Origin of the sequence: Streptomyces spiramyceticus (assembly GCF_028807635.1) — a bacterium.
Classification (GTDB): Bacteria; Actinomycetota; Actinomycetes; order Streptomycetales; family Streptomycetaceae; genus Streptomyces; species Streptomyces spiramyceticus.
The window spans coordinates 1,753,389-1,768,405 of sequence record NZ_JARBAX010000002.1 but is presented as its reverse complement, the minus strand read 5'-3'; the positions used below and the strand labels follow the sequence as shown (position 1 = coordinate 1,768,405).

Annotated in this window: 16 protein-coding genes and 3 pseudogenes; 8 read left to right on the top strand and 11 right to left on the bottom strand. The window is 66.9% G+C overall.

Annotation, left to right across the window (positions count from 1 at the left end):
* Window positions 1-9: 9 nt before the first annotated feature.
* Window positions 10-2,031, bottom strand: a complete 2,022-nt coding sequence (locus tag PXH83_RS31570) for an RNase A-like domain-containing protein (RefSeq protein ID WP_274564978.1) — start codon at window positions 2,029-2,031, stop codon at window positions 10-12.
* A 513-nt stretch (window positions 2,032-2,544) separates the two neighbouring features.
* On the opposite strand from PXH83_RS31570, the pseudogene PXH83_RS32685 reads away from it, so the two are divergent.
* Window positions 2,545-2,676: pseudogene (locus tag PXH83_RS32685) on the top strand (IS701 family transposase); the annotation flags it as partial.
* Between the two features lie 212 nt (window positions 2,677-2,888).
* On the opposite strand, the pseudogene PXH83_RS31565 reads toward PXH83_RS32685, so the two are convergent.
* Window positions 2,889-3,047 (bottom strand): annotated as a pseudogene (locus tag PXH83_RS31565) (transposase); the annotation flags it as partial.
* A 107-nt stretch (window positions 3,048-3,154) separates the two neighbouring features.
* Between PXH83_RS31565 and PXH83_RS31560 the strand changes: the two are divergent.
* Together PXH83_RS31560 and PXH83_RS31555 are read left to right on the top strand one after the other, a co-directional pair.
* Complete coding sequence (locus tag PXH83_RS31560) at window positions 3,155-3,772, top strand: TOPRIM nucleotidyl transferase/hydrolase domain-containing protein (protein WP_274564977.1); 618 nt, start codon at window positions 3,155-3,157, stop codon at window positions 3,770-3,772.
* Window positions 3,773-3,901: 129 nt separating this feature from the next.
* On the top strand, window positions 3,902-4,624 hold the full coding sequence (locus tag PXH83_RS31555) for a VOC family protein (RefSeq protein ID WP_274564976.1): 723 nt from the start codon (window positions 3,902-3,904) through the stop codon (window positions 4,622-4,624).
* 151 nt (window positions 4,625-4,775) lie between these two features.
* Here the strand turns inward: PXH83_RS31555 and PXH83_RS31550 are convergent.
* Window positions 4,776-5,089 (bottom strand): annotated as a pseudogene (locus PXH83_RS31550) (hypothetical protein); the annotation flags it as partial.
* A gap of 97 nt (window positions 5,090-5,186) precedes the next feature.
* Complete coding sequence (locus PXH83_RS31545; protein WP_274564974.1) at window positions 5,187-6,077, bottom strand: LysR family transcriptional regulator; 891 nt, start codon at window positions 6,075-6,077, stop codon at window positions 5,187-5,189.
* 79 nt (window positions 6,078-6,156) lie between these two features.
* Between PXH83_RS31545 and PXH83_RS31540 the strand changes: the two genes are divergently transcribed.
* Both PXH83_RS31540 and PXH83_RS31535 read left to right on the top strand, forming a co-directional pair.
* Window positions 6,157-7,113, top strand: coding sequence for an EamA family transporter (locus PXH83_RS31540; protein WP_274564973.1), 957 nt, complete (start codon window positions 6,157-6,159; stop codon window positions 7,111-7,113).
* Window positions 7,114-7,263: 150 nt separating this feature from the next.
* A complete protein-coding gene (locus PXH83_RS31535; RefSeq protein ID WP_274564972.1) occupies window positions 7,264-7,458 on the top strand; it encodes a UTRA domain-containing protein in 195 nt (64 codons plus the stop codon).
* A gap of 111 nt (window positions 7,459-7,569) precedes the next feature.
* Here the strand turns inward: PXH83_RS31535 and PXH83_RS31530 are convergent, their stop codons facing one another.
* The 3 genes from PXH83_RS31530 to PXH83_RS31520 form a co-directional block, all read right to left on the bottom strand.
* Complete coding sequence (locus tag PXH83_RS31530) at window positions 7,570-9,126, bottom strand: M28 family metallopeptidase (RefSeq protein ID WP_274564970.1); 1,557 nt, start codon at window positions 9,124-9,126, stop codon at window positions 7,570-7,572.
* 763 nt (window positions 9,127-9,889) lie between these two features.
* Window positions 9,890-10,276: a hypothetical protein gene (locus PXH83_RS31525; RefSeq protein WP_338054736.1), complete on the bottom strand. Its 387-nt coding sequence runs from the start codon at window positions 10,274-10,276 to the stop codon at window positions 9,890-9,892.
* A gap of 69 nt (window positions 10,277-10,345) precedes the next feature.
* Window positions 10,346-10,558, bottom strand: coding sequence for a helix-turn-helix domain-containing protein (locus PXH83_RS31520; RefSeq protein WP_274564969.1), 213 nt, complete (start codon window positions 10,556-10,558; stop codon window positions 10,346-10,348).
* 137 nt (window positions 10,559-10,695) lie between these two features.
* Here PXH83_RS31520 and PXH83_RS31515 point away from each other — a divergent pair, with 137 nt between their 5' ends.
* Window positions 10,696-10,911 (top strand): hypothetical protein, encoded by a 216-nt coding sequence (locus PXH83_RS31515; RefSeq protein ID WP_274564968.1) that lies wholly within the window; start codon window positions 10,696-10,698, stop codon window positions 10,909-10,911.
* A gap of 3 nt (window positions 10,912-10,914) precedes the next feature.
* On the opposite strand, the gene PXH83_RS31510 is transcribed toward PXH83_RS31515, so the two are convergent.
* The 3 genes from PXH83_RS31510 to PXH83_RS31505 all read right to left on the bottom strand — a co-directional run bounded on the left by PXH83_RS31510 (window position 10,915) and on the right by PXH83_RS31505 (window position 12,641).
* Window positions 10,915-11,268 (bottom strand): VOC family protein, encoded by a 354-nt coding sequence (locus PXH83_RS31510; protein ID WP_274564967.1) that lies wholly within the window; start codon window positions 11,266-11,268, stop codon window positions 10,915-10,917.
* A 589-nt stretch (window positions 11,269-11,857) separates the two neighbouring features.
* Entirely contained in the window at window positions 11,858-12,031 is a 174-nt protein-coding gene (locus PXH83_RS32680; protein ID WP_420803276.1) for a DUF397 domain-containing protein, read from the bottom strand.
* Between the two features lie 22 nt (window positions 12,032-12,053).
* The gene (locus PXH83_RS31505) at window positions 12,054-12,641 is read right to left on the bottom strand and encodes a TetR/AcrR family transcriptional regulator (RefSeq protein ID WP_274564965.1); all 588 of its coding nucleotides are present in this window, start codon (window positions 12,639-12,641) and stop codon (window positions 12,054-12,056) included.
* 180 nt (window positions 12,642-12,821) lie between these two features.
* Here PXH83_RS31505 and PXH83_RS31500 point away from each other — a divergent pair, with 180 nt between their 5' ends.
* Together PXH83_RS31500 and PXH83_RS31495 are read left to right on the top strand one after the other, a co-directional pair.
* Window positions 12,822-13,232, top strand: coding sequence for a DUF6463 family protein (locus PXH83_RS31500; RefSeq protein ID WP_274564963.1), 411 nt, complete (start codon window positions 12,822-12,824; stop codon window positions 13,230-13,232).
* Window positions 13,233-13,267: 35 nt separating this feature from the next.
* Window positions 13,268-13,804 carry a DUF2867 domain-containing protein gene (locus PXH83_RS31495; RefSeq protein ID WP_338054737.1) on the top strand — a complete coding sequence of 179 codons (537 nt, stop codon included), beginning with the start codon at window positions 13,268-13,270 and terminating at the stop codon, window positions 13,802-13,804.
* Window positions 13,805-13,995: 191 nt separating this feature from the next.
* On the opposite strand, the gene PXH83_RS31490 is transcribed toward PXH83_RS31495, so the two are convergent.
* Window positions 13,996-14,991, bottom strand: a complete 996-nt coding sequence (locus tag PXH83_RS31490) for an NAD(P)H-dependent flavin oxidoreductase (RefSeq protein ID WP_274564962.1) — start codon at window positions 14,989-14,991, stop codon at window positions 13,996-13,998.
* Between the last annotated feature and the right edge of the window lie 26 nt (window positions 14,992-15,017).

Below are 15,017 nucleotides of genomic sequence, written 5' to 3'. Positions count from 1 at the left end.
GTTTCCTCCTTACTCCGGGTAGGCGGTGGAAATGTAGTAGCCGCCGGGCTTGTGTCCCTTTTTGGCTGTCAGCACGACAACGTACCTGTTGCCTGTCTGGCTGTATTTGCCCTCGTGCGTCATGGTGTCGCCCAGCGAACTCTTTTGGGTGTAGGTGCCTTTCAGCGGCAGCGGTCCCACACCGCCCTTCCTGAGCCAGTCCTGGATTCGCTTTTCGTTCTGTGCAACGGCGTGGTCGACGACTTGCTGGGCGGTCGCCTGGTTGGTCCACCGGCTGTTCGGTGTCGGCCGGCCACGTTTGTTGGTCTTGTTGATAGCGAGGGCTTGCATCTGCTCCTTGGTGACGTCGATGTGCTCGTCGACCGTGTGCGCCAGGCCAGGGAACAGGCTGTTTGCCCTTGCCAGGTCGGTGCAGTTGTGGACCAGGACGGTGTGGTTGCCCACGCCGACGTAGTAGCTGTCGATACCACTGACGTCGATGTCGTAGGTGGTCAGCCGGCCCGCCAACCGAGTGGTCTCCTGGACAGTGAGGAACGACCCCTCGGCGGTGCGAAGACGGTCGCCTGTGGCGAGCTCGTCGGCCCGCACCCACTCATTGCGGCTGGGCACCCAGTACAGGTGGTTTCCGGTCGAGGTGACCGTGTCAGATCCGCCCACCTCGTCGGCGATCGTGAGCCGGGTGAACGTCTTGTCCGTGTACTGGGATGTGACGGCGGTGGAGAGCACCGGGCGCGGCAGGGTCAGCTCGGTTTCTCCGCCCGCATCGGTGGCCAGCACTTCGTCGCCGGCCTGCACCTGCTCGATCGGGACGCGCGAGCCGTTGGCGAGAAGAACCGGTGTGCCTGCGGGGAAGCTGTTGCAGCTGATGGCTTCCTCACCCTTGCGGGCGTTACGGACATCGTCCGCGGTGAGCGCCTTGCCACCCGCCTTGAGCCAGCGCAGCACGGCCAGCGAGCCGAGCGCGCGGTCGTAGGCGCTTAGATGGTCACCGGTGGCGAGGTCCTTGCCGACCACCGCTTCCACGATGCCCTTGCCGTCGCCGATGCCGGGCAGAAGGCTGAGCAGCAGCGACATCCTGCGCTGCTGTTCGGCTTCGTCGAGGCCGGATGAGCCGGAGTCCCACGTCTCTCCGATGTGGGAGAAGTCGAAGTCGATACCGGGGACTTCGCGTAGCTTGCCCGCGGCGGTCTTCAAGCCGCCAACGTGCTTGTTGGTGACGGTCATCGCCTTGTTGGCTTCGGATATGCCCTTGTTGGCCGCGTCCATGCCCTTGTTGGCCTGCGCGATGCCCCGGTTCATCTCGTCCATGCCTTCGTTGGCCTGGTCGATCCCCTTGTTCATCCGGTCCAGGGCCGCGTTGGTTAGGTCAAGGCCCTCGTTCATGCCGTCCAAGGCCTTGTTCATCTGCGCGAGGCCGGCGTTGATGTCGTCCAGGTCCTTGCTGATGCCCCTGAGATTGGCCGCGATGCTGTTGAAGGCCTTCTGGTTCTCGGGATTGCCCACGATTTTCGCGAGGACGAGTATGAGCTGCAGCAGCAGGAGCGTCACCGTGACCATGGCCACGACGGTCTCGATGATCTGAAGGACGTCCTTGAGTGCCTTTTCGATGTCGGCTTCCGCGCCGGTCAGTGCGGTGCGGAGCTGTACGACGACCTTCTTTCGGTACTCCTCGTCCGTGATCTTCCTCGGGTCCTGCTTGAGGACGTCCTTGAGGTTGTTGAGCCCGGCCACTTCCTTCTTGAGGCTGCCGAAGTGCTCGGTGGTGTCCTTGTGGCCCTGGTGAATTACGTATCCGAACAGGCCAATTCCGGCACCGACCTTGATGGCCTTCTCCGCGAACTCCCTGTAGCACTTCGGCTTCTCAAGGAGTGGGAGCTGGTCGCACCCTGAATAGGCGGCAGCTCCCTTGATGACGTCCGCGAGCTTCTCCGCCTTGCTCTCGGCCGCCGCCTGTGCCCGGATCCCTTCGGCCGCCGTGGCCGTGTTCTCCCCCATGCCCAGTGCGGCGAAGACGCAAAGGACAGTCAGCATGGTCACTATTTTCGATTTCAAGCGCTGGTACATGTACGCCCTATGCAAGGAGGCCGGACACCGGTGGTCGGTCGACTCCCCGGCGCGGCCCCGCACTTCCCCCTGATGGATGACCCATCACGATTACCGGTTGGTAGCTTACGTGAGGGGGCAGCGATGGCGATCACCTGTCCCAACAGGCACATGACGAGCGCCGTTCCGAGCTACTGAAAGGCCAGCAGGCGTTGCTCGCAACCAACTTGGCGTCGCCTGGTGACCAGGCCGGCGGCCTGACCGGCAAGGATTGCGCCGGCGGTGCAAGTAAGGGGCGGCCGCCGTCTGCGTGACGGAAGCCCTCATCCAGCTTCAATCCGTGCGCAACTCCGCTCCCGTATTCGATACAAGGACTCACAGAGTTCGCTGCCGACCGCCTGCGTCACCATCCAATCCCAACACAGCTGGCGGGTAGGCCAATCGGCGATGCGCCGAACTTTGAATCAGCACCTCGTGACAAAGGAGCGCACAGGTGCGGGCATCACCCTGGCCATGCTCGCCCACGCCTTTCTCACCGGCCTCGCAGCCCAGGCGGAAGACACCACAAAGGAGGCAGCAGAAACGGATCAGCCCTCGCCCCGCTCACCGTGGCAGAGATCCGGCGCGTGCTGAACGCTCTCCTTCCCCACCCCAAGCCCCACCAGGACAGACGCATCCATGCCCTGAACTGGTCCCACTGGCGCAGACGCCACCAAGCCACAGCCCGCCGCTGCCACTGCAGGACCGCTTGATGGCGTCCCGCCACGTGGTGTAGGGGATAAGCCTTCGGTGGGGCTGGGTAGGGCGGTCGTGTCGGTGGTGGGGCGGCTGGCGTAGACCGTGGCCATGCTCTCCTCAGAGAGATAGCGGCGGGGGAAGGCGATCCATTCGTCGTGGAGTTCGGCCAGGACGGCGGTGGCCAGTCGGAGGACCGCGTCGGGATTGGGGAAGACCTGCACGACGTTGGTGCGGCGCTTGATCTCGCGGTTCAGCCGTTCCAGGGGACAGGGGATTGGTGGACTGGGGCAGCCGGGGCCTGAGGACCGTCGCAGCTCCTGAGGCCGTCGAATAATCCCGTGCCGTGCCACCGGTGGACGTGCAGACTCGCCCCATGGCGGACATGAGGGCGTTCCAGGATGCGGTCACCAGCTGGGCGACGGGCGGTCCTGACGGGCCGGCGCACGATCTGGCGGAAAGCCTGGAGGTGCGGACCGCGGTGCTCCTGGAAGGGCTGAGCGATCTCGCGGCCGTCGAGGCCCTGGCCGCACGGCGTGGCCGGGACCTGGCCGCCGAGGGAGTGTGCGTCGTGCCGATGGGCGGGGCGATGAGCGTCGGACGCTATGCCGGCCTCCTCGGGCCGCCCGGCCTCGGCCTGCGCCTGACAGGACTGTGCGACGAGGGCGAACAGGGCTTCTACGAGCGCGGCCTGACGCGGGCACAGGCACCGCTCCAGGACATCTACGTATGCACCGCGGATCTGGAGGATGAACTCATCCGCGCACTCGGCACGGCAGGAGTCGAGGAGATCCTCCGCGCCGAGGGTGACTTCCGCGCCTGGCAGACCTTCCAGCGCCAGCCCGCACAGCACGGCCGGCCCCGGCATCAGCAGGTGCGGCGCTTCCTCGGCACAAAGAAGGGCCGCAAGATCCGCTACGGCCGTCTCCTTGTCGAGGCCCTCGCACCGGACCGGACACCGCCCCCGCTCGACGGCCTCCTCGCGAGCCTGTGAGGTCGTGGACGGACTGCCGTTTCGAGCGTGCTCGACAGCAGACGAGCGCGGGGCTTAATCAGTTGACCGGGTGGCACCGGCTGGGCAGGCTCCAGCACGACCCGCCTGCCCCTACCGGGAGACCTACGGATGACTTCTCACCTGCACGCGCTCTGCTTCGATGCGCACGACCCGCTCCGTCTCGCGCGCTTCTGGGCGGACTTTCTCTACTGGGAGACGTCCAAGGACTCCTCCGACGGCATCACGCTGCTGCCCAGCGATGACACCGGGTTCCGGCTCCGCTTCCTCCCGGCCCGGGAGCGGAAGACAGGCCAGAACCACATGCACTTCGATCTGACGAGCACGTCCCTCGACGACCAGAAGCAGGTGGTGGAGAGGGCGCTCGAACTCGGCGCCCGGCACATCGACATCGGTCAACGCCCGGAGGAGGGGCATGTGGTGCTCGCCGACCCCGAGGGCAATGAGTTCTGTGTCATCGAGCCGGGCAACAGCTTCCTCGCCGAGTGCGGATTCATCGGAGCGCTGGCGGGCGATGGTTCGCAGGAGGCCGGGTACTTCTGGAGCCGAGCGCTGGGCTGGCCGTTGGTCTGGGACCGGGACCAGGAGACCGCGATCCGCTCACCGCACGGCGGTCCGAAGGTCACGTGGGGTGGTCCACCCCTGATGCCGAAGACGGGGAAGGAACGGCTCCACTTCGACCTGGCTCCACCGGCCGGCAGTGACCAGCAGGCGGAGGTCGACCGGCTCGTCTCCCTCGGGGCGACACGCATCGACATCGGCCAAGGCGACGTCGACTGGGTGGTGATGGCCGACCCCGACGGTCACGAGTTCTGTGTGCTGACCCCCCGATAAGCCCCGGAGTGAGGTGGGTGCATGAACACAGTGCCTCCGATGCAGCACGAGGGTTGTCGAAGCCAACTCGTAAGCCATGCGAACCGAGTTCGCTCAACAGTCGGCGAGTCTGGCGACACCCGGCGCTGAGGCGTCGGCGGCGTGTTCGCTTTCAAGTGCGGGGCGAAGCGTCCAGGAACCGATGGAGGGAGGCCGTCATGCTGGTTACGAAGTCATCGCGACTCCGGTCGGAGACCAGGTCGAGGGACAGGTATGGGTTGAGGTACTCCAGCTCGACCAGGAGCAGTTCGCCTTCCTGGGTGCGGCAGGCGTCCACGCGCTGGATGCCGTGATCGAGGGTGTTCCAGTCGATGAAGCGGTGGGCGAAGGCGAGGTCGGCGTCGGTGGGCTGGTAAGGCTCAAGGACCCAGCGCCGGTCGGGGGCGGGGCGTGGAGGACGTACTGGAAGGCGTCGTCGACGTAGTAGACCCTTGCAACAACGCATGAAACAAGAAACCCGCAGCGCGATCAGTAGCCGGGGTGCTGTTTCATGAGTGGTCGCCTATGACACAGCAGCAGAGTTTCATTCCGTGCCGGGCATGGCTGGGATGTCAAGAAGCGCGAGGAAGGCGGTCGCTGCGGGCGTGAGGCTGGCGCGGCTCCAGATGACGTATTCGACGCGGGCGGGCGCGTCAGTGACCTCGATGGTGCTTACGCCGGTGAGCTGAGGTACGTAGGCGGAGGGGAGCATGGCGATGCCGAGGCCCTGCCTGACCAGTCGAGCCATGATGAAGTCGACGGTGGTCACTTCGAAGGCGACGTCGCGGCTGAGACCTGCGGCTGAGAAGGCTTGGTCGGATTGGGCACGTCCGGCTGTCCCGGCCGGAAGGTCCACGAATACCTCGGAGGAAAGCCTGCGAAGGTTGACGGCTGCTTCGTCGGCGAGTGGATGGTCCGGCGCGACCACGGCGACAAGTCGGTCACGGGCGAGCTCGTGGGCGTCGACACCTTGGGGCCGCGCTGTGGTCGGCAGCCCAAGGAAAGCCACGTCGATGGCTCCTTGCTTGATCTGCTCGACGAGGTCCTCGCTCGCGCCCACCCGCAGGCCGATGCGCACGTGCGGGTACTGCTGGCGGAAGTCACGCAGCGCACCCGGGATATCGACCGCGGCGACGGTAGGGATCAGGCCCACGGTGAGCCGTCCGCGTACCTCTCCGACGGCTGCGGCGACCTCGGCGGATGCGCGCTCGGCGGCGTCCAGACACTGACGGGCGGCGGGGAGGAACGCCGCACCGGCCGGTGTCAGCCGCACCCGGCGGCTGGTGCGCTCGAAGAGTCTCGCGCCAAGTTCCCGTTCCAGGCGCGCGATTTGGTGGCTGAGGGCTGACTGGACAACCAGACATCGCTCGGCTGCCCGGGTGAAGCTGTTCGTCTCGGCAACGGCGACGACGTAGCGCATCTGCTGGAGGTCCATGGATCCATCTTGCATCGAGATCAATGAGGTGACAAACATGTGTTGGACTCATTGATCGCTGCTGGATGAGACTGCGAGCATGACAAGTTCAGCAGCACAAGGGGCTTCCGGCGGAGCCAGCAGCTACGCTCCCCGTGGGGATCTGTCTCGCGTTGCCCTGACGGCGTTCACTCCCGTGGTGTGGGGCACGACATATGTCGTCACGACCGAGTTTCTCCCGCAGGGACACCCTCTGTTTGCGGGACTCCTGCGTGCGTTGCCCGTCGGCCTGATCGCGCTGGCGATCACCCGGACTTTGCCGCGCGGAGCGTGGTGGGGGAAAGCCGCGGCACTAGGCGTGCTGAATATCGGGCTGTGCTTCCCCTTGCTGTTCATCGCGGCCGAGCGCCTGCCAGGGGGCGTGGCCGCCACCCTGGCGGCGGCCCAGCCGCTCGTCGTCGCCGCTCTGGCCGCGGCCGTCCTGCACGAGCGCCCCGCCGCCTGGCGTATCGCCTGGGGAGTAGCCGGCGTGGTCGGCGTCGGTTTGGTGGTGATCGGACCGAACGCGGCACTCGACTTCGTCGGGATCGTGGCGGGCCTCGGCCACGCGGCATCCATGGCGCTCGGGGTGACGCTCACCAAGCGCTGGGGACGTCCGGCCGAGGCCAGTCCCACCGCTTTCGCCGGCTGGCAACTCACGGCAGGAGGCCTGTTCCTGCTGCCCCTCGCATTCCTTGCCGAGGGGGCACCTCCCGCGATCGGCCTTCCCGCCGTCCTCGGCTACCTCTGGCTGGGGCTGGTCGGCGGTCTGATCGCCTATGTCCTGTGGTTCCGCGGCATCACCACGCTGCCCGTCGCCTCGGTCGCGGTTCTCGTCCTGCTCTCGCCTCTGGTCGCCGCGATTCTCGGTGCCGTCGTGCTCGGCCAAATGCTCGGACCGATCCAGCTCGTAGGGTTCGGGCTCGCACTCGCCGCGATCGTCGCGGGACAGCTTCCTGCACCCACCCGCTCACACGACTCGGTTTCAACACCCACGCCGGAGAAGGCACCTCGATGAAGATCGCCGTCGTCGGAGCCACAGGCGTGGTCGGCTCGCGCATCGTCAGCGATACCGGAGCCGCGGACATGACCTCATCTTGATCACGGCGAGTACGGACCTGCTGAGCAGCATGGTTGAGACGTCCGCCGAAGCCCGGCGGCCGACCATGTGCAGGCGTCCCTGCTCGGCATCAGCGAGGGAGCTCCGGTGCTGTCCCTGGAGCGGGTCACGCGCGACCAGCACGGCAGGCTCTTCGAATACACCTGGGCCATCTACCGGGGCGACCGCTACCGGCTCGTCTCCCACCTGACCCTTGACGGCCCGCCCGACGAAGTGACCCCCCGGGTGACGCCGACGCTCTGAACCACTGCGCCGCGGGGTTCCGAAACGCGCGGTGAACACCCCCGGCCGCGGGTAGGAACACACCCACGGCCGGGGCCTCGCGCGATATGCGGCGGTTACGATCCGCGACGGCTACTCGGTCACATCGTGCCCGTGCCCGTCGTGCAGGCCGCCGCCGCTGCCCGCGTCGCCGTCGGTCGGGACCGACTCGACCGGGACGGACAGCGGGCTGAGGTCGTGGGCGTAGTGGCCCACGGCGTCGGCGATGATGTCAATGTTGATGTCGAACGCCGACATGTCGATGTTCTCGATGGTGTCGCCGACGGCGTGGTAGTTCGGGTCGTACGCGACGTCCGCCGTTCCACCGAACTTGGCCGCCTGGGCCGCGGTCTTGATGCCCTCCGCACCGGTGAAGGTGCCGCCGGAGGGGATGCCCACCTCGATGAACGGTCCGTAGTCGGAGCGGCCGGTGAAGTCGGTGCCCTCATGCGGGATCTGCTGGGCATCAAGGAAGTCGTTGATGCCCTTCTCGATCTGGGCAGAGCCCTCCGGGCCCGGGCCCGCTCCGACGCCGTCGGAGTCGTCGCCGTCGTACACGAAGTAGCCGGCGTTCGGGGAGGCGATCATGTCGAAGTTCAGGTAGAGCTTGATTTGCTTCTTCTGTTCCTCCGTCAGCGAGGCGACGTACGCCTCGGAACCCAGCAGGCCGAACTCCTCGGCCGACCACCAGGCGAACTTCACCTTGTTCTTGGGCTTGGCGTGGGTCTTGGCGAGCTCCAGGGCGACCTGGAGGATGCCGGCCGAGCCGGAACCGTTGTCGTTGATGCCGGGGCCCGCGGCGACTGAGTCGAGGTGGGCGCCGAGGAAGACGGTGTTGTCCGCGTCCCCGCCGCGGGTCTCCGCGACCACGTTGTACGTCGTGCGGGTCTCGCGCAGCTCACGGATGTCCAGCGTGACATTGACCGGCCCCTTGGCCGCCTCCGCGGCGAGCGCCTCACCGTCCGCCTGGGTGACACCGCCGGTCGGGATCTTGCCGAGTGTCGGGTCGCCTATGGTGCCGTTGAGGGCTCCTGCGGTGTTGTTGTAGATGACCGCGCCGACCGCGCCGGCGCCAGCGGCGTTGGCCTGCTTGGTCGCGAAGGTGCAGCCACCGCGCTTGATCAGGGCGATTCTCCCGGTAAAGGTGCCGGAGGCGAAGTCGCCGGCCTCGCAGCCGTTCGTACCGTCGGCGTCGACGGGGGCGACGGCGACCGGCGCTGTGACACCGCCCGCGGGTGAACTCGCGGTGTACGTCATGAGCTTGATCGGCACATCGCGCGGCGTGGGCAAGATGACCTGGAGGCTCTCCTTGATCGTCTCGGTGTACACGAAGTCGAACTCGTGTCTGGAGACCTGGAAGCCCGCCTGTCTCATCAGGGCTTCAACGTACTGGGCGGACCGCTCGTGCCCCTGCGAACCGGCCACCCGGTTGCCGTCGTTGTGGTCGGCGATCTTCTGCAGCACCTGAAGATGCCCGTAGGCGTCCTGGGCCGTGGACTCCTTCACCAGCTTGCGAGCCAGTGCATCACCCCGATGGGGGGCGGATCCCGTCGCACTGCCGGCGGTGGCCGGCCCGGCGAACGGGAGCGGAGAAAACAGTGCTGCGGCCACCAGGGTTGCGGTGGCCGCGGCTATACGGCGTGAGGCCATGGAAGTCCTTTCACGTCATTCGGAATAAGCACTGCGGGATGCGGTGAGTTGAGGCACGTTAAATGCCATGGAACCCCGTTGACCAGAGGTCTGCCGTCTCGGCTACGTGAAATCCGCCCACCCGGGTCCCTACGCGCCCACGGGGTAACCGGTCCCTCCTGCCTAGGTCGAGCGCCGAGGGAACCGGCGAGTGCTTCAATGACGTCGAACGGCGATGGCGAGGTGGTAGGGGCGCCGACCGTAAGCAGCCAGCTGGGCTGCCGCCGAAGAACCGCCAATGGCGGCGCCCGGCCTGTGACACAGGGAAGCCGTCAACCACCGTGGTGATGGTTCCGCCCTGGCGCACCGTGCTCGCCGGAAAGCCGGGCCGGGAACCGTGCCCTGCAAAATCATCACGGTGGAGCGAGCAACTTAGGGGCCCTGTCCGGTTGTGTGGCCCACCGACGAAATGCGGTCGTTCAGGTGACGAAGGTCTGTTGGTGACGGTTTCCCACGATCGCCGTGATCGTTTCCCAGTCTGCTGATCAGCGCGGGTCTCCAGCCCCACCAAGGCAGCGCGCATCGGTGCATGATCTGAGTCGCAAGCGCCGCGCGAGAGATTTCACGGGCGTCACTCCACTGGCCGGACCAGCGTGGCGGGCAGAGCGTCGAGTTGTTTCGCCACGAGGGAGATGTCGCGGATTCAGCGCTTGACGCGTCCTCGGATAGCGAGGGCGGCAAGGCCCAGGAGGACAAGTTCGACGAACCGGGACGTCATCTCGATCTAGGCGCCCGCGGTCGTGAGGGTTCTGTCCACTGGAGCGGAAAACCACGGAGTTGAGGACGACCGTGTCGCCTTCTCCGCGCGTTTGCCGGTCAGTCGTTCGTTCGGTGAGCCGATCAGGACCGGGTGGGGGTTGTCGGTGACGAGTCGCGCGGGTTGCCCTGGTGCGGCCTGGGTTCCGGTGGTCATCGGTTTGGGGTCGCTGGTTGGCAGGCCCCAGAGCATCATCGCCACCACGGTGGCGGTCATGGCCAGGCCGAGCCAAGTCAAAGCCCGTGAAGCGCGCAGTCCGTAGCCGGAGACGGCCCAGTAGGCGGCGAGGAGCCAGCGTTCGGACCTGTTGCGGCGAGTGGCTCGGTCGAGGCGGTCGTCCGGCGTGTGGCGCATCCGGAAGAAAGTCGGCCTCAACCAACTGCCGGTCTCCCAGCGAATTGCGCCAGACTCGCGCAGACAGCATCAACCGCAGCAAGCCGATGGTTGCTGCGGAGTTTCGCGATGCGTAAGTCCGTCGAACCCCTCGGCCTCATAGCGCCGCAGCCATACGTAGTAGCACTGGCGGCTGATGCCGTAGTAGCGGCAGGCGGCGGCCACGCTGCCACTCACCTCCTCCACGTGGCGCAGCACAGCAAGCCGGTGCCTGACGCGCCTTGAGAGCTCGCGTTCAGTCATGCAGGTCTCCCAGATACGAGAGACCCACCTGTCAATAACCTCCGTCAGTTTTAGACCCAGGAGCTGTCACGAGCGTTCTTGACACTTGCGACCAATCCCTGGCCCTCGAGACCAGCGAAGCGGCCCAGCTGCTGAGGATGTTCACGCGTACGCAACGGGGAGCTAAGGCCGTACGCCGGCACCCAGGCAACTACCTGGCCTTTCTCGGGCTGGCGGCTGCCCTCTGCTGCTACAAAGAGACCGCGGACCCGGTCCGGCTGATGCGCTTGTTCGGCATCACCTCGCACACCGCGATCCACTACGTCCGCGCCGCCCACCCCGAATGCTTCACCATCGACCCCACCCAGGCGTGAGCCTTACTGACGCCGCTGGCCAAGGACACAGAACTCGTTACCTTCGGGGTCTGCCAATACAACCCACGATTGATCACCCTGGCCAATATCAACACGCTTTGCGCCATGAGCCACCAGACGAGCCACCTCGGCGTCCTGGTCATCAGGCCTGAAGTCGAGATGCAGTCGGCTCTTAACCTTCTTGCTCTCATCAAGCCGGACGAAGTCCAACCCCGGCAGGCGATCCGGCTCCGGGCGGATCTCGAACTCCTCATCAGAGGAGTGGACCACAACCCAACCAAGAGCCGTAGCCCACCACTGCCCCAAGGCCACCGGATCTACCGAGTGAACGATTACCTGTTCCCATTCCAAGGTCATCCGCCGAGCTTAGACCTGCCAGGGCTTCCAAGAACAGGCACTCAGGCCTCCCTCATCGGGCTGAACCCGAGCGCGGCTCCCCTCGCGGAGCCACCGCCACCCGCAGGTTCGGCACACACCAGCGTTCAGACTCCGCGAACCCGCTGGTTTCGGAGTATGACCGCGGCGCCGTCCCTGAGGGGGCTGGTCACCCGACGGCAGCTACGGGCCCTGAACCTCAGCCCCGGCGGCCACGGTCCAGTCGGGATTCTGCGTTGCAAACGGTGGCCAGCGCGAATTCCCCACGTACGGCCAGTTGGCGCGTCACTCTCCGTGGCAGGGGAAAGCGCCGTTCCCCCTCATCTTCGTCGCGGTTGCGTGACCCCTGGCCTTCCCGGATAGCCGACTCCTCGGCAAGGCCGCCATCACCACGGAGGTGACGCCGGCCCGGGATTTTGTTCGGCAAGTTGGTGGTCGGTGCAGGCGACAGTGGGCTACTGGCCGTGGCGGAAGGTGTCGAGGGGCGTCGGCCGTGGGGCCAGGACCAGGCGAAGGGCAGCTCCGGCGGCGCCGCCCAGTAGACACAAGCGGAGAATTCCCGCTCGTGCACCTACGCCGCCGTGACCCGACCACCCGAGAGTGGTCGTCGGCTACGAAATCTTGCCGGAGCCACTTCAACGAGTCCGTGGACAGCCGGTCTTGCCCCGTGGAGCAAGTCGCTCATTCGGTGGGTGGTGAGCACCAGCGCCGGGCCGGTGGGGTTCTTGGAGTCCCGGACGGCCACCCAACCAGGAGAAACAGCCCTGTCAGCGCGGCTCGGCGGCTCCACCGGGGTCGCTGTGGTGCCGGTCGGCCAGTGCGGTGATTCCTGCTGCGGCAGCGGCGGCGAGGTCGGTGACCATCGCGTCGTCGACGGGCAGGTTGAGGATGTACAGGGCGGACGCCAGGGAGCCGAGCAGCAGCAGGTGGGCCATCGCGGGGTCGACGGCCCCGGCCAGCTCGCCGCGGGCCACGGCCTGTTCGATGATTTCGGCGAAGCCGGCCTGTTCGGCGGCCAGGAAGGTGTCCTGGAACCGGGTCTCCAGTTCGGGATTGCTGGCAAGTTCGCTGATCAGGGCTGGTGCCAGCTGTCGGGCCGCCGGGGCGGCCATGCGGACGTGAAACGTGCGGACCAGGGCCAGCAGGTCCCCGTGCAAGGAGCCGGTGCCGGCCAGCGGAGGCAACTGCTGCTCGTGCATGGTGGCGACGAACGCCATCTCGGCCTTGGAGGCGTAGCGGCGGTAGATCGCCGCCTTGCCCACCCCGGCGCGCGCCGCGACCTGGTCGACGGTCAGGGCCGGGTAGCCGACTTCGTCGATCAGCTCGCGGGTCGTCTGCAGGATTTTGTGATCCACGCGACTGTCTCGGGGGCGTCCACCCCGTTGCCTTCTCACTGTCATGCCTGCATGATACGGAACGCGAGTATCGAAACCATAGTATCGGAACTATGGTTTCGGAGATCGCTCGCGCCGCTACGCAGAGACAACGCGACGAAGTCGCACCGCGCGGCTTCGCGACAAGAACGGAGAACTCAGATGATCAAGTGGGCTGGCTGGATCATCACGTTATGCGGAACCGCACATACGCTCGGCGCCCTGACGGTGGAGAAAGCCGCGCGCCACGCCGGGACATGGTTCAGCGGCGGACTGTGGAGCGAGGACCTCGCCGATATGAGCCCGGCGGGCAGCGCGTACTTTCTGAGCCTGGCAAGCTTCGGCGTGCCGCTCATCCTGGTCGGCCTGACGGTGCTGTGGCTGGACCGCCGCGGCATCACCCCGCCGGCATTCATCGCCTGGACGCTGGGGACCTGGACCGTCGTCGACGCCGTGGTCCTCCCGTTCACGCCCTGGCCGCTGTTCGTGCTCGCGTGCGCCCTGCTGCTGATCGGAGCCCGCCGCGCCCGCCGCGACAACCCCGCGCCCAAGGCCGGGCTTCCACGAGCGTGAACATAGGCCGCGCCAGTGATAGGTGGCATGTGGGTATGAGACTCCCCAACAGTGAGCACACCGATCAGCCGTGGCGCATCCACGAGATCGCTGCCGACTTCCACCTCGAGGACGTGTGGGCGCTGCCTACCCCCGGCGGCCCAGACGACTTCGAGCGGTTCGTGCGGATGGGCGAACGGATGGCTGGCGAGGACCACAAGCCAACGGACGGCTGGGCATGGCCGGCGCGCGCCCTGTGGGACCTGCGCTGGCAGCTCGGGCGGCTGCTGGGCTGGGACCGTCCAGAACACGACCTCGGCGCGCGGATGTCGAGCCTGCGGGACCGGCTGCCGGCCGATCTGCGCGAGGGCCCGACCGCACCGGTGCCCCACGGGACGCCGTTTCGCCCGGTCTACCTCACCGACAACGAGATGGCCTGGGAGCTGTCCAACAAGACCGTGCACTGCCTCTCCCACTACGGCTGGGTCCCCGACGGCTCGGGGGGCTATCGGGCCCAGATGGTCACGCTGGTCAAACCGAACGGCCTGTTGGGGCGGGCCTACATGGCCGGTTCCGGCCGTTTCGCTGCCTGATCGTCTACCCGCAGCCAATGAAGCAGATCGCCGGCAGATGGCAGAACACCCCGCGTGGCCCCGCCACCATCACCGAACCCGCAACGGGCTGAGTTCGTCGAGGTGGACGGTGTTGACAGTGGCCACCAGAAATTCCCTACGGACGGCCAGTTGGGGTGTAGCCGAGGGTGTCCGATGTCGGCTCGACGGCATTAGCCGTGGGCTCGTGGGCGGTTGTTCGGCCGGCGCCTTCCGGCCCAGGTCAGTGCATCCTCGGCATGGGCAGCCAGAGTGGTGACGAGGTTGGCGGCGGATGGCAGATCGGTGATGAGGTCGACGGCCTCGCCCGCCCAGACCGGCAGGGACGGAATCGCCCCTCGTGCCACGTCGTCCTGGTAGTCCCGACGGGCCTGGGAGTCGCCGACCAGCTCGGCCTCCCGGCCGCGCCATCGGTCGAGATAGGGGTGGCTGAGAGTACGGGCGGTGTACTTCTCCGTCGGCCGGCCCGCGCCGCGGGCGATGTCCAACACACTGTTTCGTTCGGTGTCCTGTCCGCGTCCTTCGATGATGGCCTTGCTGATGGAACGGTCGACCAGGGCTTCGGTCGTGGCCTGGAAGCGGGTCCCGATGAGTGCTCCGGCGGCACCCAGGGCCAGGGCTGCGGCGACGCCGCGGCCGTCGGCGATCCCGCCGGCCGCCAGGACCGGTACCGGTGCCGCGAGGTCCACCACGAGCGGCACGAACGGCAGCGTGGACCTGCCGCGGCGGGCGCCGTGGCCACCGCTCTCGGTTCCCTGTGCCACGATGACGTCGGCGCCCACGTCCACCGCCCGCCTGGCCTCGTCCAGATCGGTGACCTGAACGATCAGAACCGCGTTCGACCGGCGGATCCGGTCGACGAACGGGCTCGGGTCGCCGAAGGACAACATCACCGCCGCGGGGCTGAACTCCAGCGCCTGTTCCACCTCTCCGGCATCGATCGCCCAGGTCAGAAAACCGACACCCCACGGCTGGTCGGTGCCCTCCGCGACAATCGGCACCTCTCGCTCCGGCCAAGCCCGATCCCCGTACGCACCGCCCAGCAGCCCCAGGCCACCTGCTCGGGAGACGGCCGCGGCCAGTGCGCCCCGGCCGAACCGCCCATCGGTGCCAGCACGATCGGGTGCCGCAACGCCCAACAACTCCGTCAACTCCGTCGACAACGCCATGGCTCCACCATCGCTCCCATGCCGAC

Bases quoted from the DNA above. Each gene is read 5' to 3' on its own strand.
- PXH83_RS31540 (WP_274564973.1), top strand. From the start codon at position 6,157: ATGACAAGTTCAGCAGCACAAGGGGCTTCCGGCGGAGCCAGCAGCTAC.
- PXH83_RS31530 (WP_274564970.1), bottom strand. From the start codon at position 9,126: ATGGCCTCACGCCGTATAGCCGCGGCCACCGCAACCCTGGTGGCCGCA.
- PXH83_RS31560 (WP_274564977.1), top strand. From the start codon at position 3,155: ATGGCGGACATGAGGGCGTTCCAGGATGCGGTCACCAGCTGGGCGACG.
- PXH83_RS31545 (WP_274564974.1), bottom strand. From the start codon at position 6,077: ATGGACCTCCAGCAGATGCGCTACGTCGTCGCCGTTGCCGAGACGAAC.
- PXH83_RS31555 (WP_274564976.1), top strand. From the start codon at position 3,902: ATGACTTCTCACCTGCACGCGCTCTGCTTCGATGCGCACGACCCGCTC.
- PXH83_RS31510 (WP_274564967.1), bottom strand. From the start codon at position 11,268: ATGACCTTGGAATGGGAACAGGTAATCGTTCACTCGGTAGATCCGGTG.
- PXH83_RS31495 (WP_338054737.1), top strand. From the start codon at position 13,268: ATGAGACTCCCCAACAGTGAGCACACCGATCAGCCGTGGCGCATCCAC.
- PXH83_RS31525 (WP_338054736.1), bottom strand. From the start codon at position 10,276: ATGCGCCACACGCCGGACGACCGCCTCGACCGAGCCACTCGCCGCAAC.
- PXH83_RS31520 (WP_274564969.1), bottom strand. From the start codon at position 10,558: ATGACTGAACGCGAGCTCTCAAGGCGCGTCAGGCACCGGCTTGCTGTG.
- PXH83_RS31515 (WP_274564968.1), top strand. From the start codon at position 10,696: ATGTTCACGCGTACGCAACGGGGAGCTAAGGCCGTACGCCGGCACCCA.
- PXH83_RS31490 (WP_274564962.1), bottom strand. From the start codon at position 14,991: ATGGCGTTGTCGACGGAGTTGACGGAGTTGTTGGGCGTTGCGGCACCC.
- PXH83_RS31500 (WP_274564963.1), top strand. From the start codon at position 12,822: ATGATCAAGTGGGCTGGCTGGATCATCACGTTATGCGGAACCGCACAT.
- PXH83_RS31570 (WP_274564978.1), bottom strand. From the start codon at position 2,031: ATGCTGACTGTCCTTTGCGTCTTCGCCGCACTGGGCATGGGGGAGAAC.